22 protein-coding genes are annotated in these 25,588 nt (G+C 71.1%); 7 read left to right on the top strand and 15 right to left on the bottom strand.

Annotated elements, in window-relative coordinates; genetic code table 11:
- Positions 1-430: 430 nt before the first annotated feature.
- Positions 431-988, bottom strand: coding sequence for an ATP-binding protein (locus tag ACIBM5_RS27625; RefSeq protein WP_396009295.1), 558 nt, complete (start codon positions 986-988; stop codon positions 431-433).
- Positions 989-1,265: 277 nt separating this feature from the next.
- Between ACIBM5_RS27625 and ACIBM5_RS27620 the strand changes: the two genes are divergently transcribed.
- The 3 genes from ACIBM5_RS27620 (at position 1,266) to erm (ending at position 3,553) form a co-directional block, all read left to right on the top strand.
- Entirely contained in the window at positions 1,266-2,108 is an 843-nt protein-coding gene (locus ACIBM5_RS27620; RefSeq protein ID WP_396009294.1) for a helix-turn-helix domain-containing protein, read from the top strand.
- Entirely contained in the window at positions 2,105-2,299 is a 195-nt protein-coding gene (locus ACIBM5_RS27615) for a DUF397 domain-containing protein (RefSeq protein ID WP_396009293.1), read from the top strand. The genes ACIBM5_RS27620 and ACIBM5_RS27615 overlap by 4 nt, the downstream gene beginning before the upstream one ends.
- 459 nt (positions 2,300-2,758) lie before the next feature.
- A complete protein-coding gene (erm, locus tag ACIBM5_RS27610) occupies positions 2,759-3,553 on the top strand; it encodes a 23S ribosomal RNA methyltransferase Erm (RefSeq protein ID WP_396009384.1) in 795 nt (264 codons plus the stop codon).
- A gap of 344 nt (positions 3,554-3,897) precedes the next feature.
- Here erm and ACIBM5_RS27605 read toward each other — a convergent pair whose 3' ends face one another.
- Both ACIBM5_RS27605 and ACIBM5_RS27600 read right to left on the bottom strand, forming a co-directional pair.
- Positions 3,898-4,338: a cupin domain-containing protein gene (locus tag ACIBM5_RS27605; protein ID WP_396009292.1), complete on the bottom strand. Its 441-nt coding sequence runs from the start codon at positions 4,336-4,338 to the stop codon at positions 3,898-3,900.
- A gap of 62 nt (positions 4,339-4,400) precedes the next feature.
- Positions 4,401-4,772 (bottom strand): cupin domain-containing protein, encoded by a 372-nt coding sequence (locus tag ACIBM5_RS27600; RefSeq protein ID WP_396009291.1) that lies wholly within the window; start codon positions 4,770-4,772, stop codon positions 4,401-4,403.
- A gap of 101 nt (positions 4,773-4,873) precedes the next feature.
- On the opposite strand from ACIBM5_RS27600, the gene ACIBM5_RS27595 reads away from it, so the two are divergent.
- On the top strand, positions 4,874-5,320 hold the full coding sequence (locus tag ACIBM5_RS27595) for a MarR family winged helix-turn-helix transcriptional regulator (protein WP_396009290.1): 447 nt from the start codon (positions 4,874-4,876) through the stop codon (positions 5,318-5,320).
- Between the two features lie 120 nt (positions 5,321-5,440).
- On the opposite strand, the gene ACIBM5_RS27590 is transcribed toward ACIBM5_RS27595, so the two are convergent.
- Together ACIBM5_RS27590 and ACIBM5_RS27585 are read right to left on the bottom strand one after the other, a co-directional pair.
- On the bottom strand, positions 5,441-6,271 hold the full coding sequence (locus ACIBM5_RS27590) for a MerR family transcriptional regulator (RefSeq protein ID WP_396009289.1): 831 nt from the start codon (positions 6,269-6,271) through the stop codon (positions 5,441-5,443).
- A 286-nt stretch (positions 6,272-6,557) separates the two neighbouring features.
- Positions 6,558-7,751, bottom strand: a complete 1,194-nt coding sequence (locus ACIBM5_RS27585) for a helix-turn-helix domain-containing protein (RefSeq protein ID WP_396009288.1) — start codon at positions 7,749-7,751, stop codon at positions 6,558-6,560.
- A gap of 447 nt (positions 7,752-8,198) precedes the next feature.
- Here ACIBM5_RS27585 and ACIBM5_RS27580 point away from each other — a divergent pair, with 447 nt between their 5' ends.
- Complete coding sequence (locus tag ACIBM5_RS27580; protein ID WP_396009287.1) at positions 8,199-9,140, top strand: SGNH/GDSL hydrolase family protein; 942 nt, start codon at positions 8,199-8,201, stop codon at positions 9,138-9,140.
- Positions 9,141-9,777: 637 nt separating this feature from the next.
- Here ACIBM5_RS27580 and ACIBM5_RS27575 read toward each other — a convergent pair.
- The 9 genes from ACIBM5_RS27575 to ACIBM5_RS27535 all read right to left on the bottom strand — a co-directional run bounded on the left by ACIBM5_RS27575 (position 9,778) and on the right by ACIBM5_RS27535 (position 22,389).
- Entirely contained in the window at positions 9,778-12,165 is a 2,388-nt protein-coding gene (locus ACIBM5_RS27575) for a BTAD domain-containing putative transcriptional regulator (protein WP_396009286.1), read from the bottom strand.
- A 630-nt stretch (positions 12,166-12,795) separates the two neighbouring features.
- Positions 12,796-14,229, bottom strand: a complete 1,434-nt coding sequence (locus ACIBM5_RS27570; RefSeq protein WP_396009285.1) for an HAAS signaling domain-containing protein — start codon at positions 14,227-14,229, stop codon at positions 12,796-12,798.
- A complete protein-coding gene (locus ACIBM5_RS27565; RefSeq protein ID WP_020549346.1) occupies positions 14,226-14,549 on the bottom strand; it encodes a PadR family transcriptional regulator in 324 nt (107 codons plus the stop codon). The genes ACIBM5_RS27570 and ACIBM5_RS27565 overlap by 4 nt, the downstream gene beginning before the upstream one ends.
- Positions 14,550-15,079: 530 nt before the next feature.
- Positions 15,080-16,120: an adenosine deaminase gene (add, locus tag ACIBM5_RS27560; protein WP_396009284.1), complete on the bottom strand. Its 1,041-nt coding sequence runs from the start codon at positions 16,118-16,120 to the stop codon at positions 15,080-15,082.
- A gap of 177 nt (positions 16,121-16,297) precedes the next feature.
- Positions 16,298-17,638, bottom strand: a complete 1,341-nt coding sequence (locus tag ACIBM5_RS27555; protein ID WP_391585539.1) for a geranylgeranyl reductase family protein — start codon at positions 17,636-17,638, stop codon at positions 16,298-16,300.
- Between the two features lie 95 nt (positions 17,639-17,733).
- A complete protein-coding gene (locus ACIBM5_RS27550) occupies positions 17,734-18,432 on the bottom strand; it encodes a demethylmenaquinone methyltransferase (protein ID WP_396009283.1) in 699 nt (232 codons plus the stop codon).
- A 486-nt stretch (positions 18,433-18,918) separates the two neighbouring features.
- A complete protein-coding gene (locus tag ACIBM5_RS27545) occupies positions 18,919-20,163 on the bottom strand; it encodes an amidohydrolase family protein (RefSeq protein WP_396009282.1) in 1,245 nt (414 codons plus the stop codon).
- A gap of 23 nt (positions 20,164-20,186) precedes the next feature.
- Positions 20,187-21,377 (bottom strand): cyclic dehypoxanthinyl futalosine synthase, encoded by a 1,191-nt coding sequence (gene mqnC / locus ACIBM5_RS27540; protein WP_396009281.1) that lies wholly within the window; start codon positions 21,375-21,377, stop codon positions 20,187-20,189.
- Between the two features lie 127 nt (positions 21,378-21,504).
- A complete protein-coding gene (locus ACIBM5_RS27535; protein WP_396009279.1) occupies positions 21,505-22,389 on the bottom strand; it encodes a menaquinone biosynthetic enzyme MqnA/MqnD family protein in 885 nt (294 codons plus the stop codon).
- Between the two features lie 211 nt (positions 22,390-22,600).
- Here ACIBM5_RS27535 and ACIBM5_RS27530 point away from each other — a divergent pair, with 211 nt between their 5' ends.
- Complete coding sequence (locus ACIBM5_RS27530) at positions 22,601-23,653, top strand: hypothetical protein (RefSeq protein ID WP_396009278.1); 1,053 nt, start codon at positions 22,601-22,603, stop codon at positions 23,651-23,653.
- Between the two features lie 235 nt (positions 23,654-23,888).
- On the opposite strand, the gene ACIBM5_RS27525 is transcribed toward ACIBM5_RS27530, so the two are convergent.
- Positions 23,889-24,380: an Asp23/Gls24 family envelope stress response protein gene (locus ACIBM5_RS27525; protein ID WP_396009277.1), complete on the bottom strand. Its 492-nt coding sequence runs from the start codon at positions 24,378-24,380 to the stop codon at positions 23,889-23,891.
- Positions 24,381-24,613: 233 nt separating this feature from the next.
- Between ACIBM5_RS27525 and ACIBM5_RS27520 the strand changes: the two genes are divergently transcribed.
- Positions 24,614-25,384: an SDR family NAD(P)-dependent oxidoreductase gene (locus tag ACIBM5_RS27520; RefSeq protein ID WP_391585479.1), complete on the top strand. Its 771-nt coding sequence runs from the start codon at positions 24,614-24,616 to the stop codon at positions 25,382-25,384.
- Positions 25,385-25,588: the final 204 nt, after the last annotated feature.

Raw genomic sequence — 25,588 nt, 5'->3', positions numbered from 1 at the left:
GGCACAGGTAGGGCGACCGCCCCGCCCGATGCGGTTGCACCACGGCAACGCGCTCCGATGCGGGCGGAAGGGCTACGACGGTCCCCTCCGGAAGGTCGGCATGTGCGTCGACGTGCCGAACGCGACAACCGAGACGAATCGGCGGCTGTACATCGGCTCGATATTTTTGAATCTCCATCACGCCTCACGGTGGATAGATGGAGGCAGCGGCCGGGCTCACGCCTGGAATCGAGACGCCCGGCCGCTGCCGGTTGAGAAGGCGGCCGCCGATGGCGCCGCTCCGGTTTGTTCTTTCGGTTCAAGCGTTCGGTCCGGAACGCCATCGATCTCCGCACGCCACGTGCCGTGCGCGTTGACAGGCCCAAGCCGAAGCAGCGCCTCGGAAAGCTGCGGGGCGCACCCGAGGCCGGACATCGGTGCCGGGCGTGCCTCAGTTCGAACCCGCCGCAGAGGCAGGGCTATTGGGCCCTCGGGGTCCGACGCATCCCTGGTTCTCAGGCGTCCGGTCCGCCGACTGCCGAGCCCAGACGATCGTGTGTCCGCATCGATGCACCGACCCCATCCGCGCGCTCATGGCCCGGACGATGGCAAGCCCTCGGCCGGATTCGGCCACATCCGTATCGACGTGTCCATGCCGTCGCCACCATGTGCGGGCAGGAGAGCGGTTCGCCACGGCAACCAACAACTCCCCCGACGCCGACTCGATCACCGCCACCACGATCCGGCGGGAAGAGGTATGGATAACCACGTTGGTCACCAATTCGCTGACCACGAGAGCCGCCCAATCGCACACGTCGGCGGACGCGCCCCAGCCCGAAAGCAAGTCCCCGACCGCCCGACGCGCAACGCCAACCCCCTTCGGAGACGGACCAACGGTCAACACCACCAACGGCGCGGCATGCCGAACATGCGCACCGAAGCGGAGCCGTATCGGCGAACGGGTGTCGAAGGCGGCGGAACCGGCAGGCGAGAAGGGCAGGCAAGGCATGCGAACTCCACATCGGGGTCGTCGCAATGGCAGGGCAGCCGTAATCGAAGCGAACCCTCGGCGTCAGCTTGCGTGGCCGGATTCGTTCCGTGACCCATTGATTCCATACAGGCACTCTCGGGCGCAAGCTGATTCACGAAAGAGGTAAATTTGCATGTTCGTGCGAGAAAGTCCCTCACGACTCCTCAAGGAGCGCTAGCGTCCCGATCGTCGAGCGCCGAACCACGGCCCGGCATCATCGACGCCGGACTCCTGCCGCCAGCCGAGAGGAACACCCATGAGCGCACCTACCGTCCGCAGACGCCGCCTCGGCAAGTTGCTGCGCGGTCTGCGCGAAGCTGCCGGAATGACGCTGGAGGACGTCGAACGAACGGCGGGGTTCACCACCGCGAAGCTCAGCCGCATCGAAACCGCTCGCGTGGCGACCAAGACGGCCGACGTCGAGAAGCTCCTGCACTGTTACGCCGTGGAGGACGACGTCATGGTGCAGGCGTTGACCGCACTCGCTCGGGAAGGCAAGAAGCGAGGTTGGTGGGAGCCGTACCGCGACGTCCTCTCGGCCGTCTACGCGGATCTGATCAGCCTCGAAGCGGATGCTTCCGAATGGCGCGCGTACTACCCGCTCCTCGTTCCCGGGTTGCTTCAGACGTCCGCGTACGCGCGGGCAATGATCGGCGCAATCAACATGACCTCACCACCGGCCACCGTGAATCGCCTTGTGGAAGTGCGCATGGGCCGCCAGTCCGTCCTGACCCGAGACTCGCCGCTCGAAGTGTGGGCCGTGCTGCCCGAGGCTGCGCTCCGGATGCACCTCCCGGAGCCGATCATGCGCGACCAGTGTCAACGTCTTCTGGATCTGAGTGATCTCCCGAACGTGAACGTGCAGTTGATGCCACTGGACGCAGCACCCCACCCTGGCGTCAGCGGAGGATTCGCGATGCTCACCTTCCCGGAACAGCAGGACATGGACATCGTGTTGGTGGAGAACCTGACGACGAGCCTGTACATCGAGGACGACGTGGATCCGTACCGAGGCGCATTCTCCCGCCTCCAGGCAGCGGCCCTACCCTTCGAAGAGTCCCTGCAACGTATCGCCAAGCTCAAGGAAGGCTACAAGTGACCAACTCTCTCGACGTCACTACGGCACACTGGCGGAAGTCGACTCACAGCGGCGGCAACAGCGAATGTGTCGAAGCGGCCGGGCTGCTCGACCAGGTCGGGGTCCGAGACACCAAGGACCGCACAATAGGTCACATCGCGATCCCCGCCGGATCGTGGAACCACCTGGTCCGCAACCTCCGGAACCGCTGAACCACGTGCACGAGCGCCGGCCGATCCGAACAACCGACCGGCGCTCCCACGGACCCCATGTCGCGCGAGTGTGCCCGCGGCCATCCCGTCATCGTCCCAGGGCCTCGTTCAGTACCGCGTCGATGGTGGCGTTGTCCGCGGGGTTTGCGCCGAAGCCCGCGAGGTGGCCCAGTCCGAGCGGATTGTGCGCAGTTCGGCGTGCGGCATCTGCTGGGTGAGGTCGGTGCCTGGCGCCGTGGCGCGTGGCGTCGGCGGAGGGGAAATGAGGTGAAGGGAGTCGGGTGGGCCGGCTAGGGTTGTGGGATGTTCGCTTCCGCTTTCACGAGGACTCGCCGCTTCTAGCGGCGGGCCGAGAACCTTTCCCTCCTGGTTCCGCCGCACTTCGGATCCCTTCGCCGGTGCGGCCCCTTCGTGCTGCCCGGCTCCGAACTGCCTTTGCGGAGCCCCCTCGTGCCTTATCTGCATCCCACTCATGGTGGACGTCATGAGCTCGGTCAGAACTTCCTTGTCGATCGTGCGGTGATCGCACTCTTCGAGGACCTTGTCGCCCGTACCACCGGGCCGATCGTCGAGATCGGCCCCGGGGACGGCGCCATCACGTTGCCGCTGAGCCGAGCCGGGCGGCCCATCATCGCGGTGGAACTCGATCCGCAGCGGGCTCGACGGTTGGCGCGACGAGTACCCGCCCATGTCGACGTCGTGGCCGCCGATGTGCTGCGGTTTCGGTTTCCGCGCGAGCGGCACACCGTGGTGGGCAATCTGCCGTTTCACCTGACCACGCCGCTGCTGCGGCGGTTGTTGGGAACCGACCATTGGCAGCATGCGGTGTTGCTGGTGCAGTGGGAGGTTGCTCGGCGGCGGGCGGGGGTGGGCGGGGCCACGATGCTGACGGCGGCCTGGTGGCCCTGGTACGAGTTCACCCTGCACGCACGGGTGCCGGCTCGGGCGTTCCGACCGATGCCGTCGGTGGACGGCGGGCTGCTGTCGATGACCCGCCGAGACGCGCCATTGATCGAGGAACGCCGGGACCCGTACCAGGAGTTGGTACGCAAGGTGTTCACCGGCCCGGGTCGGGGTTTGCGCGAAATCCTGCCCCGGACGGGTCGGTTCGCAGGCCCGGCGCTGCGCGCGTGGTTCCGGGAGCAGCGCGTCCCGGCACACGCACTGCCCAAGGATCTGACGGCGACCCAATGGGCCGCACTGTGGCGTTCGACCGGCACGCGGGGACGAGAACGAGGCCGCCGACTCGGGTGAGCACGATGGTCCCGACGGCTCTCAAGCGCGCGGGTGTGCACTTGCATACGGGTCGCGGGTGAGTGTCGGTGCGGTGGGAGCCGGCCGGGCTGAGTGTCGAGGTCGGCGGATCGGCGTTTCGCCGACCCGCCGACCCGTCGGCCGGCGCGCTGCCGGCGTTCGGCAGCCGAAGGCGCGGTCGTCCTCGTCCGGTGCGGCCTCGCAATCGGCGATCCTCGTCCCGGTCGGCGCCAGGCCCCACAGCATCCCGCGCAACCCTCGACGCTCACCCGATCGTCCACGATGTTCCGCACCCGGAGACGAATGAAGCCGAGGTCAGCGCGATACCTGGGACCGCACGGCGCTTACCGGGCCCACGGGGCGACGAAAGGCTCCTGGCCCGGGATGAGTCCCTGGCCGCCGACCGGAAGGACCACGACGGCCTCGAACGGGTCGGTGCCGTGGTTGGCCAGGGCGAACGAAGTGTCGGCCGGAACGATCAGCGTATCGCCCGGTTCGACCTCGAACGTGTCGCCGCCCATGGTGACGGTGAGCCGGCCCGACAACGCGACGAAGATCTCTTCGCGCGTGAGCGCATGCGGTGGGGACGACGTACCCGGTTTGAGGGTCAGCCGCCATGCGGCGTTCTCGGTGGAACCGCGGCTCGGGGCGGCGAGGCCGACGAAGGTCGCGTGCGGGTTGTCGAAGACAGGCGCTTCGGCGGCGGCGATGAACGGCATGGCGATCGTCTCCCGGAGGCAGAGCAAAGGCGGAAAGAAGCAGGTGTTGCGGTCTACCGGACCCACGGCACATCCAGACCTGACGGCCCTACCGGGCCCACGGCAGGGCGGATCCCGACGCAACGGCTCTACTGGGCCCACGGCGGATCGATCAGGTCCCCGCCCACCTCCGCCTGACCGCCGACGGGCAGGATCGCGACCGCCTCGAACGGCTCGTCGCCCGAGACGGCGATGCCGAAGAGCACGTGTGCCGGGACGACGAGGGCGTCACCCGTGTGGAAGTCGCGGGTTTCGCCGTCGAGAGTGACGACGGCCTTGCCACTGATCGCGATGAAGATCTCCTCGCGGGTGACGGCGTGTTCGCGGCCGGGGTTGCCCGGCTGCATGGTGAAGCGCCAGACGCTGTTCTCCTTCGAGCCGCGGCTTGGGGCGGCGAGTCCGACGGCGGTCATCAGCGGGGCTTCGAAGACCGGCGCGTCGGCCGCTTTGACGAGAGGCATCGAGGTTCCTCCGTTAGAGTACTCAACCAAGGTGGAAAACCAAGGTGTACAACTGAAGTGTACAACCAGAGTTGAGCATATCCGACGGGAGAGCGTCAAGCATGGATTTCGGACTGCTGTTGGGGCACGCCTACCAGGCCTTCGTCCACGAGCTGCACGCACACTTGGCGGAACGCGGATTCCCGGCGGTGGGATCGTCGTACGGCTTCGTGCTCCGCACTCTGGACCGGGAGGCGGTGACCGCGACACAGCTCGGCGAAAGACTCGGGATCACGGCACAGGGCGCGGCGAAGGTAGTCGACGAGATGGTCGCCCACGGCTACGTCGAACGCCGCCCGGACCCTGCGGACAAGCGCGCGAAGCAATTGCACCTCGCGCCGGGCGGGACTGCGATGTTGGCGGTGGTACGCGAGTTCCACGCCGAGTACGAGGCCAGGTTGACGCAGGAAGTCGGCGCAGACGAAGTAGCCGCCGTACGCCGGGTATTGACCGCGATGGTCGCCACGTCCACCGGCCCCGACCTGGCCCGCCTGTTCCGCCCCCTGTGAGACGACCCTGCTGGGCGTGCCGGCAACGACCGGCCCCACGGGCGGGCGTGCGGGCGGGCAGGCGTGCGGGCGGTCCGATGTACGGACCTACGGATGTACGGATGTACGGATGTGCGGAGTTCAGCAGGCGGCGATCGGCTCCTGGAGTTCCGTGACCCACTCTTCCGGATCGTCCGGCCATTCGAGGTAGAGCTCCCGGGCGTACCCCAGGGAGCGATACCCGTTGGCATCGATCCACCTGGCCATCGCCTGGACGCCGGCCATCACGTTATCCATGGAGCCGCGATGGACGTACGTCGCGGCACACTCGATCTCGGGCAGGTCCACGATCGCAAAGCCGAATTCGGCTCGGGGCCCCGTCGCCACCGATACGCCGGCGTGGATGACGACGGTGTCGTCCTGGTCCGGCGCGGCCTCGTAGTAGGCGATGCCCGGCCCGGTCGGAGCCACTCCGGCGGCCTCCAATCGGCGACACAGTTCGTCGTACAGCGGGTCGATGATCGGCCCGATCCCCTCCGGCCCGTCGGCATCGGCAGTGGTGGTGGCGGTCAACTCGGCCACCCGGACTGCGGGGATGCGCTTGACCATGATGTCGTCGGCAGACATTCGCCCCTCGGCCTCGATCGTCCGGAGCCTCGCCTCGACCCGGGCCAGCCGCAGCGCGTCCGCCGCCACCGTGGCGGCGAGCTCGGCCTGCCGCAGACGCAACATCCCGCGCAATTCCTCAACGCTCACCCGCTCGTCCAGGATGCTCCGGACCTGGTGAAGGGTGAAGCCAAGGTCCTTCAGCGCGATCACCCGGTTGAGCCGGGCGAGTTGGCCGGCCTCGTAGAAGCGATAGCCGCTGTCCGGGTCGACCCGGGCGGGCCGCAACAGCCCGATCGCGTCGTAGTGCCGCAACATGCGAACCGATACGCGGCCGTGCCTGGCGAAGTCTCCGATGCCGAACATGACACCTCCCAGCGCAGAGCCTTACACGGTGTCAGGGTCAAGCGGGGGCGACGCCGGGCGGGGTGGGGTCGGCAAAGTCGACGACCGGGCGGGGTGGCAAGGCGGGTCCGAGGACCGGGCATGAAACCGCGCTCCCCCGGCCGAGCCCTCGGACGGAGGACCGATTCGCGCCCCTCCGCCCCGGTCCGAGCCGCCCTGCCCCGGCCCGACGCCGCTCGACCCGACCCGCCCAGACCCGAGGCGAGGCGAGGCGACTCGCCCCGTCCCGCCCCCGCCCAACTCCCCCTCAGGCCACCGGCCCCGGTGCCAACGTGCGTCGGGCCACCAAGGCCGCGTTCAGTCGATGCAGGTCCTCGGCGCGGTTCGGGGACAGGCCGGTGAGGCCCGTCACCCGGCGGATGCGGTAGTCGACGGAGTTCGGGTGCAGGTGCAGGGTGGCGGCGGTGGCCCGGCGGTCGCGGCCGTGGGTGAGGTACGTCTCCAGCGTCAGCAGCAGCTCGGGTCTGCGGTCGAGCGGCGCGAGGAGACCGGCCAGGCCGGCCAACGCGGCGCTGGGGCGGCTGAGTTGGTAGTCGAGCAGGACGTCGGCGAGCAGGTACAGGCCCGGGCCGCGGCCACTGCTGCGGATCAGTCGGAGCACCTCGGTGTTGCGGTCCACCGCGTCCGGGATGCCGGTCGGCTCGGTGAGCGCGGCGGCGGCGGTGATCGGGGTGTCGGCCGCGTCGGCGGCGTGCGCGATCAGGGCGCGTACGTCGGGCCAGTCGGGCGCGGCGTCCGCCGGCAGCAGCGCGGTCCCGCCGCCGGGGTCGAGCGCGGTCAGCGCGGGGCGGCCGGTGAAGCCGTCCAGGGCCTGCCGGATCCGGCGTAGCTTGCGCCGCGCGGCGATGGCGGCGCACGGGCCCGGGCGGGCCTCGTCCGGATGCGCGGCCAGGACGAGGGTCAGGACCAGGTAGCGGGCGGCCGGCCGTACCCCCGTCCGGCCGGCGACCGTGTCCGCGGATTCGCCGGCGAGCAGGGCCGCCAACAGTGCGTGTCGGCCGCTCTGTTCCGGCCCCTCCAGCAGTCGGCGGGCCTCCAGGTAGGCCGAACTGACCGCTGCGACGATGGCCCGCTGGAGTCCGAGCAGATCCGCGAACAGGGCCAGTACATCGGCGAGTTCCTCGGGACGTGCCTGGCCGGTGATCTCCCGCCAGCACATCTCGACGCCGATCTGATACGCGGTCAGGATCGCGTCGAGCGGTACGCCCTCCTCCGCCCGCTGGGCCGCCGAGGCGCGCTGCGGCGCGAGGTTCGCCTCGCCCGCCGCCGGCCGGCCCTCGACCACGTCGGCGAACAGCCGCACCGTGTGCTGCACGATCTCGGCGATATCCCCGGCCAGTTCCTCGGCGGGCAGCGCCGCGTACGCGGGCAACTCGGCGGGCAGCCGATCCAGCACCTCCCTGGTCAACCGGGGCGCGCCGGCCCGCAAGCGGGCCGCCACCGGCCGACCGCCGATCCGCAGCGGAGCGGGGCGCGTTCGATCCGAACACGATCGCACGGCGGGCGCACCGGAAGCGGCGGACGCGGCGGACGCGGCGGACGCGGCGGACGCGGGCGCGGCGGCCGAAGCGCGCGCTGCGCCAGGAGCTTGGGCCGCGCCGGGCCCAACGGCCGTACCCTGCCCACCGACCGTACCCGGCTCACCAGCCGTATCCGGCCTACCGACCGTTCCCGGCCCACCGGCCGTACCGGCCCCATCCGCCGTGCCGGCCAAGGCCCTTGCGCCGGCCGCGGCCCGAGCGCGGTGTGTGGTGGGCGTCCGGTCACGCGGCGAGTTGTCACGTGTCACAGGGACCCTCCGGAAAGTCTGTGTTACTCACCAGTTAAGCCGCTCTGTCCGAGTCTGCATGATGACGCGTGGGACATTCCACGACCGGCGGGAGTCGTCATGAACTCTGCTGCACGCACGAGGAGTCGGCTGCACAGCAGTCCCCGGAAGCCAAGCCGTCGTCTGCGCGGATTCGCCCGCGGCACCGCGGCGGCGATCGCGGCCGGCGCACTGGTCCTGGCCGGCGTGGTCGCCGGGACTGCGCCGGCGGGCGCGGCGGATCGTCAGGTCTACGTCGCGCTCGGGGACTCGATGGCCTCGGGTCCGCTGATCCCGGACGTCACCGGGCCGCTTGCGTGCGGCCGGTCCACCAACAACTACGCGCACCTGCTCGCGGCGCGCCTGAACGTCGCCGAGTTGCGCGATGTCACGTGCAGCGGCGCGGACAGCAACGACATGACGTCGCCGCAGCACCTGTCCCTGGCCGGCGTCGACATGGGTGAGGCACCGCCGCAGTTCGACGCGCTCGGTACGGACACCACGCTCGTCACCCTGACCATCGGCGGCAACGACGTGGGCCTGGTGGGCGTGGCCCAGGGCTGTGCGACGCTCAACCCGTTCGCGACCCCGTGCCGGGACGAGTGGACGGCCGGCGGGGTCGACCGAATCGCCCAGCGCATCGACGCGTTCGCGCCCAAACTCGGCGCGGTCCTGACCGGCATCCACCAGCGCGCACCACACGCCCGGGTCGTGGTCACCGGCTACGGCCTGTACATCAAGCCCGGCGGCTGCTGGCCGTACCAGCCGGTCCTCGGAGTCGACGCGGACTACCTCCAGGGCAGCGTGAACCGCCTCAACGCGACGATCGCCGCCCAGGCCGGGGCACATGGCGCCGACTACGTGGACGTGGCGGGCCCCAGCGCAGGCCACGATGCGTGCCAGGCTCCCGCCGCCAAGTGGGTGGAGGGCTACGTGCCCACCGACCTGGCCGCCCCCCTGCACCCCAACCGCCGCGGTGAAGCCAACTACGCCACGATCATCGCCACCCACATCCCCGCGTAACCGCCCGCCCCGGCTCACCCACGCCGCGCGCCACCGACCTCCGGAGGCGCGCGGCCGACCCCTGGGACCCGGCGGACAACCCGAAAGCCCCACGAATCCCGCTGCCGCACCCACCCGAGCCAGGCCCCACCGACACGCCACACCCACGCGAGCTACCCACCACCCACGCGCCACACCCGCCCGGCCGACCACCCACCCGCACCACATCCAGCCGAGACACACACCACCGGCGCACCCACCCGGGCGACCGCGCAACCGCCTACCCGCGCCACACACCTACCGACGAACCACACATCCCGCGCCAACGCCCCACCCGAGCACCACACGGCGCGCCACGCCCGCCCGGGCAACCGCCCACCCGAGCTGCACACCACTCGCGCGCCACACCCACCCGGGAATCGTCCAACCGCGCCACACGCCCATCCGAACCACGCACCACCGGCGCCACACACCCGCCGGGCAAGCGTCGCCACACGCCGACCGACGCACCACACCCGCCCGAGCACCACACCACCGGCGCGCCACACCCACCCAGGCGACCGCCCAACCGCACCGCACCCACCGACGCGCCACCCTCACCCGGGCCGGCAGCACACCCGCCCGCGCACGCCACCCAGCGCGCAGCCACCCACCAGCGCTACGCGCCCGCCTCGTACCCGTGGTCGCCCGACTGGGCGAGGGAGCGTTCCACTCCCGCCTCCATCTCCTTGCGGGCCGCCTCGTCCGCGACGCCCGAGCGGTCGAAGGCCACGAGGGCGCCGCGCCACAGCTCGGCCGCCTCGCGGTACGCGAAGTGCATTTCCGCGTCGAGTGCGGCAAGACGCGCGAAGTGGGTGGCCTTCGCCGCCGTGGCGCGCGATGCCGATGCCAGGTAGTGGTGGGCCAGCGCCGCCACGTCCCGCGGCCGCACGGCCTCGATCGCCTCGGCCGTGCGGGCGTGCATCCGGGCTCGGCGCAGCTGGGACAGGTCCTCGTACAGCGTGTCCCGGACCAGCGCGTGGGTGAACCGCAGTTGGCCCGCCTCCGGCTCGACGAGCAGGCCGGTCAGCAGCGCCGACTCGACCGCGTCGAGCACCGTGTCCTCGTCCGTGCCGCCCTGCGCCAGCAGTACGTCGACGTCGATGTCCCGACCCAGTACGCACGCCTGCTTGAGCACCTCCTGGGCGGCCTTCGGCAATCCCGCGACATGCCGCCGGATCACGTCCCGCACCCCGACCGGGACCTCGGACACCGCCGCGTGTGCCCCCTCCGCCGCGAGCACCCGCGCCGTCTCCAGGACGTAGAACGGGTTGCCCGCCGTGCGGTCCACGATCGCCCGCACGGTGTCCGCGTCGATCGGCGCCGAGACCGCGCCGCGCACCAGGTCGGCGACCGCCTCCGGGGCCAGGCCGGTGAGTTCGATGCGTTCCGGGCCGCAGCGCGCCAGCCGGGCGAGTGCGTCGGCGAGCAGGTCGCCGACCTCGTTGTGCCGGTACGTGACCACGAGCAGCACCCGCCCGGCCGCGTCCCGGTCGGTGGCCAGGTGGCACAGCAGCGCCAACGTCTCCTCGTCCGCGCGGTGCACGTCGTCCAGGACCAGCAGCCACGGTGTCTCGGCGCCGGCTCGGGCCAGGTAGCCCACCACCGCCTGATGCAGCCTCAGCTTCGCCGCCGCCTGATCGCCCACCGGGACGAACGAGTCGGCGAGCAGCGGGGCCAGCACCCGGGCGGTCTCCTCGTCCGGCGGGCTCACCGCCGCGAGCGTGCGCAACATCTGGGTCCACGGCCACCCGGCCGGCGCGCCGCCGGACTCGGGGCAGCGTCCCCACGCGGCCCGCCAACCCTCGGCGGCCAGCAACTCCCGTACGTGCTCCGTCAACGCGGTCTTACCCTCGCCCGGATCGCCGCTGACCAAGGCGACCGCGAGCCGCCCGTCGGCGCGCTTCGCCGCGGCCAACAGCGTCGCGGTCTCCTCGGCCCGGCCGATCAAGGTGGTCGTGCGCGCCACGAATCCGCCTCCCGTCGCAGTACCGGAAACATGCTCGGAAACCTGGCCGTGGACCCGGCCGAAGGCCGGGTCGGACCCATCCACGGCAACCCGGTCGTAGGCCCGGTCGGACCCATCCGCGGAAACCTGCCCGCCAACGGGGTCGGACGAAGTCGAGGGGTGGATCCGCGCCGCCCCCGGCGCCTCCCGAAGCGGCGGTACCGCGACCCCCACCGCGGCCTCCGCCGTGGCCCCCGCCGTGACCCCGGCCGCGCTCGGCACCGCCACCGGCGCGTCCAACTCCACGGCGTGCGCCAGGATGTCCGCCTCCAGGCGCTGCAATCGCGCCCCCGGCTCGACCCCCAACTCCTCCCGCAGCGCGGTGCGTACCCGGCGCAGCACCGCCAACGCGTCGCCCTGGCGCGCACATCGGTACATCGCCAGCGCGAGCAGCCGCCAACTCTCCTCGCGCAGCGGGTGTGCGGCCGCGTGCGCCTCCAGACCCGGCACGATCCCGGACGCCTGCCCGATCGCGAGGCCGGCCTCGGCCCGGCGTTCGACCGCGACCAGGCGCAACTCCTCCAGTCGGGCCGCCTCCGGCCGCGCCCACGGTTCGTCGGCGAACTGCGCGTATGCCGGCCCGCGCCACAGGTCCAGCGCCGCGGTCAACTCGCGCAGCGCCTCCGCGGCGGCGCCGGCCGCCAGCAGGCCACCGGCCCGGTGTACCAACGCCTCGAAGCGCCACGCGTCGACCTCGTCCGTGCCGACCCGGAAGGCATAGCCCGGCGGCGCGGTCACCAGCACCGTCGATGGCGTGCGCGGCGCACGGTCGGGTTCGAGCGCCCGGCGCAGGTGCGACACGAAGGTCTGTACCGAGCCGAGCGCGCGGTGCGGCGACTCGCCGTGCCACAGGTCCTCGATCAACCGGTCGACCGGTACGACGTGCCCCCGCGCCAGGACGAGCCGTGCGAGAACGGCCCGATGGCGCGGGCCGCGCAGGTCGGCCGGTCGGTCACCGTCCCACGCCTCGAGCGCTCCCAGAACACGAAACGTCAGCATGGATAAGAGACCTTACTGATGCGTCACGAGCTACCGAGCGGCGGCCGGGGCTGAAGTCGTCCGGCCTTTGTCCCACGGTGCGTTCAACGCCCACTCGACGCTCGATGAACGCCCTTGCCGTCGTCCTGCCGTCGTCCTGCCACCCACTCGCCATCCACCCGCCCCCCGCCCGCCCGGTACCGATCCACCGCACGCAAACCGAGACCAAGCACACCGCCCGGCCCGGACGTACGGTCCGCCCGGACGTACGATCCACCCGGACAAACAGCCGGCCGACCCGGACGCCCGGCCCGCACATCACCGACCGGCACCGCACCCAACCGCCCGAGCCCGAGCGCCCGACGCCTGCCGATCCCGGACCCGACTCGGAGCCCGGGCCAACGCCCGCGTCACGGCCCGCCTCGAACCCGCGTCAGACCCGCCTCGGGTCCACGTCAGGCCCCGGGCCGGAGCCCGCGTCGGGACCAAGTCGGCCCCGGCACCCGAAGCCACGTCACAACCTGAGCCGGGCCCGACTGGGAGCCCGACTCGGGTCCCGACCCGGGACCCGCGCGCCGGCACCCGAGCCAGGCCCCCGCGCCAGGCGGCCCCGCGCCGGGAGCGAGGCGGGCCGGCCGCCCGTCTCGACCCTCAACTCCCGCCCTGTGCAGGTGCGTTGCCCGACTCCCCGGACTTCGGGTTCGCCGGCGATGCAGGCGGACCCGAGTTCGGCGGCACCGGCGGGGTGTTCGGATTCACCGGACCCGCCGGAGGACTCACCGGGTTCGGCGCACCCGACGCCCCCGGCGCACCAGGCGACGGCGCCCCCTGCGGCAGTTGCCCACCAGGCTGCGGCGCCCCACCCTGCTGCGGCGCCCCACCAGGCTGCGGCGCCCCGCCCGGCACCGGGTTCGCCGAGGGCTGTGCCCCCGGTCGCACCGGGATCGCGATCGTGAAGGGCGCCGTGCCCTCCTCGACGCGGCATCCGGCCGCGCCCGGTTCCACGACCACTCGCGGCTGCGGGAACGGCAGGCTGTCGCGGTTGCGCACCAGGTTCGGTCCCGCGGGCCCACACCGATAGTCGTAGTCGTTGGGGGCGAGCCCGAGTTGCTTGCCGTTCTGGTCGAAGAGCAGTACGTCCTTGAGCGGACGACCCTGCGCGTCGAAGGGATAGATGTTCTGCAGTCGTTCCCCGTCCAGCGTGCCCAGCAGGGTGCCGGCATCCAGTTGGCGGCCCTCCATGGTGTGGTAATTCGGCGTGTACGGCGGCGGGCCGTAGCTCACGGACTCCATCGAGCTGTCGTCCGGCTTCAGTTGCCCCGCGGCGAGCATCCCGATCCCGGCCCCGATCAGGAACGCGTTGATCGGCACCACCACCCACACCAGTCGCCGATCGCGCGCCGCGCGCGGGCCCAGCCACAACGACCCGACCAGCGCCAGGAAGCCGGCGACCACCGGCCACCACACGCCGCCGGCCACGACCCATGCGAGCACGGCCACGATCAGCGCCCGCGCCACCCACCAGGCACTTTGCAGACCCATCAGGAAGCGCACCGGCTCCGCCCATCGGCCGGTGCGCAAGGACTCCCCGAGAGCCCTCGCGCGTCGGGTGACCGACAGCGCGGCGACCTCGGGCAGCCCCGGATCACGGCCGCGCAACCACAGTGCGTTCAGCGCTTCCACAGCCAGGCCCAGCAGACACGGAAAGATCCACCACCGGTTCGCCTCCTCCTTCTCGGAACCGATGGCGATCCCGGTCACGAACGCCGCGCCGAGCACGACGAGCAGTCCCAGGCAGAGGAGTTCGACCTTGCCGAAGCCGGAGAGGCGGCCCGGCCCGGTCGGCGTCAGCGGCGGATAGCCGGCCGCCGCGCGCAGTTCGGCCGCGTACTCGTGCGGGGTGCCCAGACGTGCGCGCAGCGACTCGGAGGTGACCGCGCCGTCGAGTTCGGCGACCACCTCACTCAGGTTCACCTCGACGTCGTCCAGGATCTCCTCCGCCTCGGCGGCCGGCAGGTCGGCCAGAATGCGGGCGACCTCGACGCGGTAGTCCTCCGCGACGGGGTGCAGTGCGGTGTCCTTCATCGGGTCTCCCCCACCAGTTCCGACATCGTCCGGGCGAACGAGTTCCACGTGTCGGTGGACTCCCGGAACCGCTCTCGGCCGGGCTCGTTCAAGGCGTAGTACTTGCGGTTCGGGCCTTCGTCGCTGGCCACCACGTAGGACGTGAGGAGCCCGGCGTTGTACAGCCGCCGCAACGTGCCGTAGACCGACGCGTCGCCGACGTCGTCGAGGCCGGCCTTGCGCAACCTGCGCAGTACGTCGTAGCCGTAGCCGTCCTCCTCGCGCAGCACGGCAAGCACCGCGAGGTCCAGCACTCCCTTGAGCAACTGACTCGGATCCATGACCCCTCCTGCTCTTGTGCGTTGCACGGTACCACGCAATGCGTAGTAGTGCGCCTGATGTTGTTCCGGGACCTTCCGGGGCCCTCGCATCCGCCGATCCCGCGTCCTGCGACCTGGTGACCCCGCCGCCCGCGCGGGACGTGCCGGCTTTGGTGATCGCATGGCCCGACGCGTCCGGTCGTTGGGTGATCGTCTCCGGCGCGCGGAACCGCGCCCAACTGCCGTCGCCTGGCCCGGGCGCGCCGAACCGGTCCGCCGACCGTGCTCGGGGGTCACGACACCTGGTACTTCACCGGGCCCGCCGTCGGATATTCACCGCCCCCCGGGGGGCGCGCTGATGATGGTCGACGTGGGTGGACACGACCTGCGGATCCTGGTCGAGAGCACCACCCTGGTGCCCTACCCGGCACTCAAAGGCATGGTGGAGAGCCTCGACTTCAAGAACGTCGAGGATCCGACCACCTGGGTCGCACCGCTTTCCCAGGCGCCACCGGATAATCGAACTCCCGTGAAAATAACGGGGGTTCGACTCATGTGGCGACTCGGCTCGCGGACCCGGCCAGGTACGCGTCCAGTTCCGCCACATACCCGTCCCGCAGGTCCTCCGGCAGCCACGCGATCGCGAACGCGTTGTACTCGAAGCGGGCCACCTCGGCCGGGCTCAGGCCCAGGACGGCCTGGGTGCGTTCGAGGTTCTCCTGCACGTAGGCGTCCATGTACGCCGGGTCGTCCGAGTTGATCGTGACCAGAATGCCCTCGTCCAGCATCCGCCGGATCTCCTGCTCCTTGATCCCGTCCACCACGAAGGAGTTGGAGACCGGACACACCGTCAGACCGAGCCCGCGTTCCTTGATCGCCGCGACCAGCTTCGGGTCCTCCAGGGCGTTGGAGCCGTGGTCGATCCGGTCCACACCGATGTCCTCGATCGCCTGGCGGATGTGCTCGACGCTGTTCTCCTGGTCGACGTCGCAGTGCATGGTGAGCCGGAAGCCCTCGGCCCGGGCCCGCGCGTACACCGCGGCGAACTTGGCCGGCGGGTTGCCGCGCTCGTCGGAGTCGAGCCCGATGCCCACGATCCACTCCCGGTACGCCAGCGACTGCACCAACGTGGCCATCGCGTACTCGGCCTGGAAGTCGCGCAGGAAGCACATGATCAACTGGGCCCGGATGCCCAGTTCGCGGCGCGCGTCCCCGATCGCCCGGGTGAGCCCGCGGACGACCACGTCGAACGGCACGCCGCGTCCGGTGTGCGCCTGCGGGTCGAAGAACATCTCCACGTACCGCACGTTCTGCGCGGCGGCCTTGCGCAGGTACGCCATGGCCAGGTCGTAGAAGTCCGGCTCGTGCACCAGGACCCGCATGCCCTCGTAGTAGACCGTCAGGAAGGACGCGAGGCTGTCGAACCGATACGAGGCACGCATCTCCTCGACCGAGGAGTACGGCAGTTCGATCCCGTTGCGCTCGGCCAGCACGAACTTCAGCTCGGGCTCCAGCGTGCCCTCGATGTGCAGATGCAGCTCGCACTTGGGCAGTCCGGCGATGAAGTCGCGCATGTCACGGGCGTCTTGCATGGGAGCGGTCCTCCGAAGTCGTAGGGAGTCGTGGTGTGATGGTGCGCCCGTCGAGCCAAGCACACCACCACCGCGTGCGCACCACACCGACACCAGGTGCGCGTCCCGCCAGCCCCTACTACGCACGCGTCGTGCGGGCCCGGGCGGCACGCCCGCACCCGCACGCCCGCACCCGCGTCACGCCGCGGGCGCGATCCGCACCATGCCGTTGATGATCCGGTCCATCGCGTCGCCGCCGCGCGGGTCGGTCAGGTTGGCCAGCATCTTGAGCACGAACTTCATCAGCATCGGATGCGGCAGGCCGTGCTTGGTGGCGAAGTTCATCACCCGCGGGTCGCCGATCAGCTTCACGAACACCCGACCGAGCGTGTAGTAACCGCCGTAGGTCTGCTTGAGGATGCGCGGGTAGTCGTGCAACGCGCGCTCGCGGCCCTCGGGCGTGAGTCGGGCCACCGCCTGGGTGATCACCTGGGCTGCGATCTCGCCGGACTCCATCGCGTAGGCGATGCCCTCGCCGTTGAACGGGTTGACCATCCCGCCCGCGTCGCCGACCAGCAACAGGCCCTTGGTGTAGTGCGGTTGGCGGTTGAAGCCCATCGGGAGCGCGGCGCCCCGGATCGGGCCCTCCTGGTTCTCGTCGGTGTAGCCCCACTCCTCGGGCATCCCCGCGACCCAGCCCTTGAGCAGGTCGCGGTAGTCGATGTCCTTGAACGCGGAGGAGGTGTTCAGCAGGCCCAGGCCCACGTTCGAGGTGCCGTCGCCCATGCCGAACACCCAGCCGTAGCCGGGCAGCAGCTTCTCCTGGCCGTCGCGCCGGTCCCACAGCTCCAGCCACGACTCCAGGTAGTCGTCGTCGCTGCGCGGGGACTTGAAGTAGGTGCGCACCGCGACGCCCATCGGGCGGTCCTCGCGGCGGTGCAGGCCCATCGCGAGCGAGAGCCGGGTCGAGTTGCCGTCGGCGGCGACCACGATCGGCGCGCGGAAGACGGTCTCCTCCTTGGCGCCGTTCATCCGCACGTTGACGCCGACGATCCGGCCGGTGCGGTCGTCCAGGATCGGACCGGTGACGTTGGCACGTTCGTACAGCTTGGCGCCGGCGGAGGCCGCCTGGCGGGCCAGGATCTCGTCGAAGTCGGCCCGCTTGCGGACCAGGCCGTGCGCGGGGTAGCTGGCCAGGTCGGGCCAGTCCAGTTCCAGGCGCATGCCGCCGCCGAGGATCCGCAGACCCTTGTTCGGCAGCCAACCGGCCTCGACCGAGGTGTCCACGCCCATCGCGATCAGCTGCTTGGTGGCGCGCGGGGTGAGCCCGTCGCCGCAGACCTTCTCCCGGGGGAACTCGGTCTTCTCCAGCAGGATCACGCTGACGCCGGACTTGGCCAGGTGATACGCCGTGGTCGATCCGGCCGGACCGGCCCCGACCACGATGACGTCGGCCTCATGCGTCGAGTCGGCGCGCTTGGTGGTTGTGACGGGCGCTTGGTCGGTCACGGACGACTCCCCTGGAAGTCTCTGCGGCAGTACCGAAACCGGGACGGTTCCGGCCGGACAAGTCTATGAGGAGCGGGTGGGCGGACGGCCCGTGGCCACTCGCCCGGCACGGAACGACCCGTGGCTCACTCGCACGGTCGGAAACCCCGATGCAGCGCGACGACCCCGCCGGTGAGGTTGCGCCAGGCCGGGTGCGCCCAGCCCGCCTTGCCGACCAGCGCCGCCAGACCCGCCTGATCGGGCCACGCGCGGATCGACTCGGCCAGGTAGACGTACGCATCGGGGTTGCTGCTGACCGCGGTGGCCACCGCCGGCAGCGCGCGCATCAGATACTCCACGTACACCGTCTCGAACGGGCGCCAGGTGGGCCGGCTGAACTCGCAGACCACCAGTCGCCCGCCCGGCCGGGTCACCCGCAACATCTCGCGCAGCGCGCCCTCGGTGTCGCTGACGTTGCGCAGGCCGAACGAGACGGTCACCGCGTCGAACGTGGCGTCCTTGAACGGAAGCCTGGTCGCGTCGCCCGCGGTGAAGGGCAACTCCGGGTGCTTGCGCTTGCCCTCGCGCAGCATGCCCACGGAGAAGTCGCACGGCACCACCTCCGCGCCCGCGTCCCGGAAGGGCAGCGAGGAGGTGCCGGTGCCGGCCGCGAGGTCGAGCACACGCTCTCCCGGGCGGGCGTCCACGGCGCGCGCGACGGCCTTGCGCCAGGACCGGTCCTGGCCCATCGACAGCACGGTGTTGGTCAGGTCGTAGCGCGCCGCGACCGCGTCGAACATCGACGCGACTTCACGCGGTTGCTTGTCCAGGGAGGCTCGGGTCACCCGGCCATCATCTCGCGCCCGGACCCGCCGCCGGGCCCTGGGGGCACGCAACGCACCGGGCGGGTCGCGTACCGCATGCGACCCGCCCGGTGTGCGCCGTGTCGGCGCGGTGCGATCATCGACGGCCGACGCCACCGCCGACGCCACGCTTGTTGGCTCCGACACCGCCGCCGACGCGGCCGATGCGGGCACCGATGCCCACACCACCACCGCCGCCGCCGGTGCGACGGCCTCGCCGACGACGCGGCGTCACGGCATGGACGATGGAGCGAATTCGGGTACCGACGGACATGGTGTGCCTCCTCAATCATCCCGAGCAGGCAGGGCCCGGGTCGGAAAGGTGAGTTCTGCGACCGTGTCGTTCCGACCAGGCGCCTGCCCGGGGTTCGCCCGGCTATGCGTGGTCGTGCAAAAACGATCGTGCGCCCCGTCGGCACACGCCCCGCGGACCCGCCGCCCCTCGCCCCGCCGCCCCTCGACCCGCCGTCAGCGCCGATGCACGAGCCGCCCGCCGAGCACCGTGGCCACGCACGACCCGGTGCCGTGGGCGAGCAGCGCCGCGTACGGGTCGCCCTGCGTCGGCACGTCGAACACCGCGAGGTCGGCCAGGCCGCCCGGGCGCAGCGTGCCGGCGCCGTCGAGGCCGCCCATCGCCGCCGCGCCGCCGACCGTGACCGCCTCGACCAGGCGCCGGTCCAGGTCGTCCGAGCGGTAGCCCTGACGGATCGCCAGTTCCCGGGCCGCCGCCGCCTCTTCCCACATGTCCAGGGACGGCGAGGAGGCGAGCGAGTCGGTGCCCAGCGCGAGCGGCGCGCCCTCGGCCAGGTAGTCGGCGACCGGCGGCTCCCCCGCCGCCAGGATCGAGTTGGAGCGCACGCACAGCGCGACCGCCGTGCCCTGCTCGCGCAGCAGCGCGCGATCGTCGGCGGCCAGGTGCACGCCGTGCGCGACGTGCACGTCGGGGCCCAGCCCGTCGAACCCGGCCAGGTAGGCCGCCGGGCCGCCGCCGCTGCCGCCGTCGAGCAGTTCCAGGGCCATCCCGGAGGCCCGGTTCAGTTCGGCGAACCGACCGGTGCCGTGCCGGATGAACTCGGCCTCGTGCGCGGTCTCCGCCAGGTGCGGGTGCAGCCGCAGCCCGCGCTCGCGCGCGATCGCGACGCACTCCTTGAACACCGCCGTGCCGACCGTGAACGGGGTGTGCGGCGACACGCCCAACACCCGCCCGCCGCTCGCCCCGTCCAGCGTGTCCAGGAAGGCCGCCCGCCGCCCGCCGGCCCACATCGCGTCGTCCGCGATCACCTCGACGTAGCTGATCCCGCGCAGCCCCGACCGGCCCACCGGCACGAGCACGCACGGGTCGGTGACCACGTCCGCCACCGCCGTGGTCCCCGACCGCAACATGTGGTGCACCCCGCGGCGCGCGCTCTCCTGCCACATCACCTCGGAGAAGTCGGCCCGCCGCTCGATCAACGTGCGAATCCACTCCGGGAAGGCCAGCCCGGACAGCGCGAGATCCCCGAAGTCGGTGTACTGCAGATGCGCGTGCGCATTCACCAGCCCCGGCATCAGCACCCCGCGCCACACCCGCTCACGGGCGCCCGCCGAGCCCAACTCGTCCCGCGGGCCCACCGCGACGATCCGCCCGTCCTCCACGAGCACGGCGCCGTCGCGAATGGGCTCCGCATCGACCATCGACAGGACAACGGGCGCAACATGCAGCGTCGAAGACATGCGCCCATCATCCCAAGCCGGTTTCAGCGGGCGTCGACGACCTTGAGTTCGGTGCGGGCGGTGCCGCCGGCGAGGGCCGTGGAGGAGAAGTGCGAGATCACCTTGTCGTCGACCGGGTCGTTCGCCGGGTCGTCGTGCACGATCAGGTGGTTGTACGTGGTGTCGCGCTGGGCCGGGATCCGGCCGGCGGCGCGGATCAGGTGCAGCAGCTCCATCCGGTTGGAGCGGTGCTTGGCGCCCGCGGAGGAGACCACGTTCTCCTCCAGCATGACCGAGCCCAGGTCGTCCGCGCCGTAGTGCAGGGTGAGCTGACCGGCCTCCTTGCCCGTGGTCAGCCACGAGCCCTGGATGTGCGCGACGTTGTGCAGGAACAGGCGGGCCACCGCGATCAGGCGCAGGTATTCGAGCAGGGTGGCCTGCGTCTGCCCCTTCAGGTGGTTGTTCTCCGGCTGGTAGGTGTACGGGATGAAGGCCCGGAAACCACCCGTGCGATCCTGCACGTCGCGGATCATCCGCAGGTGCTCGATCCGCTCGGCGTTGGTCTCGCCGGTGCCCATCAGCATCGTCGAGGTGGACTCCACGCCCAGCCCGTGCGCGGTCTCCATGATCTCCAGCCAGCGTTCGCCGGACTCCTTGAGCGGCGCGATCGCCTTGCGCGGGCGCTCCGGGAGCAGCTCCGCGCCGGCGCCCGCGAACGAGTCCAGGCCGGCCGCGTGGATGCGCGTGATGGCCTCCTCGATGCCCACTCCGGAGACCTTGGCCATGTGCGCGACCTCGGAGGCCCCGAGCGAGTGGATGACCAGCTGCGGGAACTCGGCCTTGATCGCGGCGAACGAGCGCTCGTAGTACTCGACGCCGAAGTCGGGGTGGTGCCCGCCCTGGAACATGATCTGCGTACCGCCGAGTTCGACCGTCTCCGCGCACCGGCGCAGGATGTCGTCGATCTCCCGGACCCAGCCCTTCTCACTCTTGGGCGGAGCGTAGAACGCGCAGAACTTGCACGCGGTGACGCACACGTTCGTGTAGTTGATGTTGCGCTCGATGATGTACGTCGCGATGTCGACGGTGTCCGCGTAGCGCATGCGCCGCGCGGCGTCGGCGGCCCGGCCGAGCGCATGCAGCGGGGCGTGTACGTACAGGGCGAGTGCCTCGTCGGGCGTGATCCGCCCACCGCCGGCGGCCCGGTCCAGGACCGGCTGGAGATCGCTGATCACGGGGAAGCCTCCGCATGGAACGAATACGAGTGGAACGGGTGCGCGTACGACGAGTGCGCGTCGAGCGGACGAGCGCCGAGCGGGTGGGCGCGGCACGAATGCTCGTGAACGAGCCTATCCGGCGTGCTCACGAAACCCGCGGGGCGTCGAGCAGCCGCACCCGCACGTCGGCCGGATACCCGGTGTCGTGCGCGGTGCGCCGGGCGAACTCGGCCATCCCCCGGAGGTGTCGCTCGCCGAGCGAGTAGTCCAACGCCTCGGTGTAGTAGCGCTCCAGCGTGGCCGCGTCGAACGCCTCCCACCGGGCCACGTGCTCGCAGACCTTGTCCACCTCCTGCATGCACAGGTCGCGCGACTCCAGGAAGGCCTGGTGCACGGCGTGCACCTCGGCCGGATACGCCTCCAGGAAGTCGCGACGCGCGGCCCACACCGCGAACACGAACGGCAGCCCGGTCCACTGCTTCCACTCGTAGGCGAGGTCGTAGACCAGCAGGCCCAGCCGCGGCGCGTCGTACAGCGTCGCGCGCAGTGCGACGTCGCCGATCACCACCGCGGCGTCCGCCTCCTGCATCATCAGGCCCAGGTCCGGCGCCGAGGTGAAGAACTCGGGCCGCACGCCGTACTTCTCCTCCAGCAGCAACCGGGCCAGTCGAACCCCGGTGCGACTTTGCGAACCGAGCGCGACCCGCGCGCCGTCGAGTCGGTCGATCGGCACCTGGCTGACCAGCATCACCGACATCACCGGTCCGTCGGCGGCCACCGCGATGTCCGGGAGCACCACCAGGTCGTCCGCGTGGCGCAGGTACTCGACCACGCTGATCGGCGCGATGTCGAGGTCGCCGCGCACCAGGGCGTCGTTGAGGTTGTCCGGAGTGTCCTTGGTCAGGTCCAGATCCACCAACGAGCCCGTGCGGGCCAGGCCCCAGTAGATGGGCAGGCAATTGAGGTACTGGATATGGCCTACCCGGGGTCGCCGGCGGCCGGCTTGCGGCGCGTTGTCCACAGTGTCCATCCCCGCAGGCTATGCCCGGGTGTGTGGATCGCCCGTACCGGCCCGGGCCGACGTGCGGATCACCGGTACCGACCCGGGAGGGTGTCACCGAACAGGTACAACACCGCACGCGGGGCAGTGGCAGCGGTGTACGGGTGAGATTCTCGGGTGCCGGGCCGATTCCACGGCGGTTCGACCACGGCGGTTCGACTACAACGACGGAGGAAGCGCGATGCACTCGTCCCCGGGCTCGTATCCGGGCCAGGGTGGCGGCTACCCGCCCCCGCCCCCGCCCTATGCGTCCACGCCCGCCCCACCACCCGCCTACGACCCGGGCGGTCCGTACCAGCCGGGCGGTCCGGGCGGCGGCTCCCACAACCCTCCGCCTCGGCCGCCCTCGCGTCCCGCTTACGGCGCGCTGCGCGGCACCGTCGCCGGGATCAGCCTGGTGCTGGCGGTGCTGCTGACGATCCCGGCGCTGTCCGCGCTGTGGCTGCGCTGGGAGGTGGTCTCCGAGCAGGGGTTCACCGACAACGCGGTCGCGCTGATCGACGAGCCGGCGATCCGCAGCGAGGTCGCCCGGCTGATGACGGACGAGGTGATCAAGCAACTCCCGCCGGGCGTACGCGGCCAGGTGCCGCGCGGCGTGGTGCAGAGCGCGGTGGCAGAGGAGATCGGCAAGCCGTCGTTCAAGGCGGTCTGGAAGGACGGCATCGCCACCGCGCACGACGTGGTGATGTCGTCCATCCTCGGCCGGGACAGCAAGAACGTCACGACGGACGGCGACCGGGTGGTGGTCAACCTCAAGAGCCCGCTCGACGCGATCGTGCCCCGGCTGAACCAGGCGGGCATCCCGGTGTCGAAGGCGGCCCTGCCCACCAGCATCCCGATCGACCTGGCCCAACTGCCGCACGCCTCCGAGGCCAAGCAGGGCCGGGACGCGTTCCAGGCCGTCGACGACGCGGGCAGGTGGCTGCCGATTCTGACCGTGGTGCTGCTGCTGGTCGGCCTGGCGGTCGCGGTGAACCGGTTCCGCGCGCTGATCATGACCGGCGTCGGCCTGTTCCTCACCAGCGGCCTGCTGCTGCTCCTGGTCTCCGCCGCGAAGGGGCCGGTCGCCGACGACCTGGCCACCCGCAACACCCTGAACCGGGACGGCATCGAGGCCGTCTACGACGTGTTCACCGATTCGCTGACCACGATGGCCTGGTCGGTGTTCGCGGCCTCGATCGTCGCGATCGTGCTGGGCGCGGTCGGCCTGAGCCTGCGCGGCCGCCGACGCTGACGGCTGCGCCGGGCAGCGGGCCGCGGGCGGCGAGCCGCGAGGGGCACGGCCCCGGACGGCATCGCCTCGGACCGCGCGACCCTGCCGCGCACTCACACAGTTGCGCACCGTGTACACAAAAGGGCGGGCCCGGGGTGATCCGGTCCCGCCCTTCGTGCGCATCCTCGGCGCCGCCGGCCCGGAAGCCCACCCGGGCCCACCGGGGCCGGGGCTCATTCCAACGCCCGGCCGGGTTTCACTCCAGGTTGCGCGTGGACGTGTCCTCGTCGTCCTGCTCGATGTGGATGTCGTCCACGGAGATGTCCACCTCGACCACCTCCAGGCCGGTCATCCGCTCGATCGACTCGATCACGTGGTCGCGCACGGCCGCGGCGACCTCGGCGATCGGTGCGCCGTACTCCACCACCAGGCTCAGGTCGACCGCGCACTGCTTCTCGCCGACCTCGACGCTGACTCCGCGGGCCACGTCCGGACGACCGCCCGGCACCGCCTTGCGCATCGCGGCGAAGGCCCGGGAGACCCCGGTGCCCAGCGCGTACACGCCCGGGATCTCGCGCGCCGCCAGCCCGGCGACCTTGGCCACCACTCCGTCGGCGATCGAGGTCCGCCCTCGGTCCGTGGCCAGCGCGGTCACCTCGGTGAGATGTCCGGAGCCGGACGTCGATCGCTCGGTCCGCTCCGAACGGACGGTGGTCGTGTCGGGTGTGCGGACGGGTGAGTCTGCCATGGCTGGAACCTCGTCTTTCGCCGCTTCGTGAGAGGTGGGGGCTCCCCTCACATGAGGTGTGACCCCTTCCCGATCGATTCGTCACGCAATCCGGGCGAATTAATCCGATCGGCCGCGAAAGTGAACTGGAACATGTTTCATTTCACTCCCGGCCAACCGTTCAGGAGGCTTGCTCCCGCGCGTCGGAACCGCTTGTGATGGGACCCGTACACCCCGTCCAAGGAGGAAACACTGTGGAGCGGTTCCAGGATCGGCGCATCATCGTCACCGGTGGCGGTTCGGGCATAGGCCAGGCCACGGTGCTGCGGCTGCTGAGCGAGGCGGGCACGGTACACGCGGCGGACGTCAACGCCGACGGGCTGGAGAAGACCCGCGCGATGGCGGCGGAGAAGGGCGTGGACGCCCGGCTGAGCACAGGCGTCCTGGACGTCTCCGACGAGGACGCGGTCGGCGCCGGCGTGGCCGAGGTGGTCGAGCGCCTGGGCGGCCTGGACGTGCTGGTGAACGCGGCGGGGATCCTGCGCGCCGGACACACCCACACGTTCCCGCTCGACAAGTGGAACCAGATCATCACCGTCAACCTGACGGGCACGTTCCTGATGACCCGCGCCGCGCTGCCCCCGCTCCTGGAGACCGGCAACGGCGTCGTCATCAACTTCAGTTCCACGTCGGCGAGCTTCGCCCACCCGTACATGGCGGCCTACGCGGCCAGCAAGGGCGCGATCGACGCGTTCACCCACGCGATCGCCCTCGAATACAGCCGTCAGGGCCTGCGCGCGGTCAACGTCGCCCCCGGCAGCATCTCCAGCGGCATCGTCGACGACACCCCCAACCAGGTCCCCGACGACGCCGACTGGGAACTCTTCGGCAAACTGATGCCGATCATCGGCGAGGGCATGGCCCACCCCGACGTCATCGCCGGCATGATCGCCGCCCTCGCCTCCGACGACGGCAAATTCGTCACCGGCACATCCCTCCGCATAGACGGCGGCACCCACGCCTGACCCACCCGCCGGCCGAGCCACCCCAGCCCGGCCGGCGGCCCAACCCCACCCAATCAACCAGCCCGACCGGCACTTGAGGCCAAGCAGCCGGGCCGGCGCATGAGGCCACCCAGCCCCGCCGGCGCTTGAGGCGAACCAGCCCGGCCGGCGCTTGAGGCCACCCAGCCCGGCCGGCGCTTGAGGCCAAGTAGCCGGGCCGGCGCT

The sequence above is a fragment of the Embleya sp. NPDC050493 genome, from assembly GCF_044458105.1.
GTDB lineage: Bacteria > Actinomycetota > Actinomycetes > Streptomycetales > Streptomycetaceae > Embleya.
The sequence above is the reverse complement of the archived record's forward strand: the minus strand, read 5'-3'. Positions and strand labels throughout refer to the sequence as shown.

What these genes read in the sequence shown, in the direction of transcription:
- ACIBM5_RS27625 (WP_396009295.1), bottom strand. Translation starts at nt 988, where the DNA reads ATGCCTTGCCTGCCCTTCTCGCCTGCCGGTTCCGCCGCCTTCGACACC.
- ACIBM5_RS27620 (WP_396009294.1), top strand. Translation starts at nt 1,266, where the DNA reads ATGAGCGCACCTACCGTCCGCAGACGCCGCCTCGGCAAGTTGCTGCGC.
- ACIBM5_RS27600 (WP_396009291.1), bottom strand. Translation starts at nt 4,772, where the DNA reads ATGCCTCTCGTCAAAGCGGCCGACGCGCCGGTCTTCGAAGCCCCGCTG.
- ACIBM5_RS27595 (WP_396009290.1), top strand. Translation starts at nt 4,874, where the DNA reads ATGGATTTCGGACTGCTGTTGGGGCACGCCTACCAGGCCTTCGTCCAC.
- ACIBM5_RS27590 (WP_396009289.1), bottom strand. Translation starts at nt 6,271, where the DNA reads ATGTTCGGCATCGGAGACTTCGCCAGGCACGGCCGCGTATCGGTTCGC.
- ACIBM5_RS27580 (WP_396009287.1), top strand. Translation starts at nt 8,199, where the DNA reads ATGAACTCTGCTGCACGCACGAGGAGTCGGCTGCACAGCAGTCCCCGG.
- ACIBM5_RS27575 (WP_396009286.1), bottom strand. Translation starts at nt 12,165, where the DNA reads ATGCTGACGTTTCGTGTTCTGGGAGCGCTCGAGGCGTGGGACGGTGAC.
- ACIBM5_RS27570 (WP_396009285.1), bottom strand. Translation starts at nt 14,229, where the DNA reads ATGAAGGACACCGCACTGCACCCCGTCGCGGAGGACTACCGCGTCGAG.
- ACIBM5_RS27565 (WP_020549346.1), bottom strand. Translation starts at nt 14,549, where the DNA reads ATGGATCCGAGTCAGTTGCTCAAGGGAGTGCTGGACCTCGCGGTGCTT.
- add (WP_396009284.1), bottom strand. Translation starts at nt 16,120, where the DNA reads ATGCAAGACGCCCGTGACATGCGCGACTTCATCGCCGGACTGCCCAAG.
- ACIBM5_RS27545 (WP_396009282.1), bottom strand. Translation starts at nt 20,163, where the DNA reads ATGTCTTCGACGCTGCATGTTGCGCCCGTTGTCCTGTCGATGGTCGAT.
- ACIBM5_RS27535 (WP_396009279.1), bottom strand. Translation starts at nt 22,389, where the DNA reads ATGGACACTGTGGACAACGCGCCGCAAGCCGGCCGCCGGCGACCCCGG.
- ACIBM5_RS27530 (WP_396009278.1), top strand. Translation starts at nt 22,601, where the DNA reads ATGCACTCGTCCCCGGGCTCGTATCCGGGCCAGGGTGGCGGCTACCCG.
- ACIBM5_RS27525 (WP_396009277.1), bottom strand. Translation starts at nt 24,380, where the DNA reads ATGGCAGACTCACCCGTCCGCACACCCGACACGACCACCGTCCGTTCG.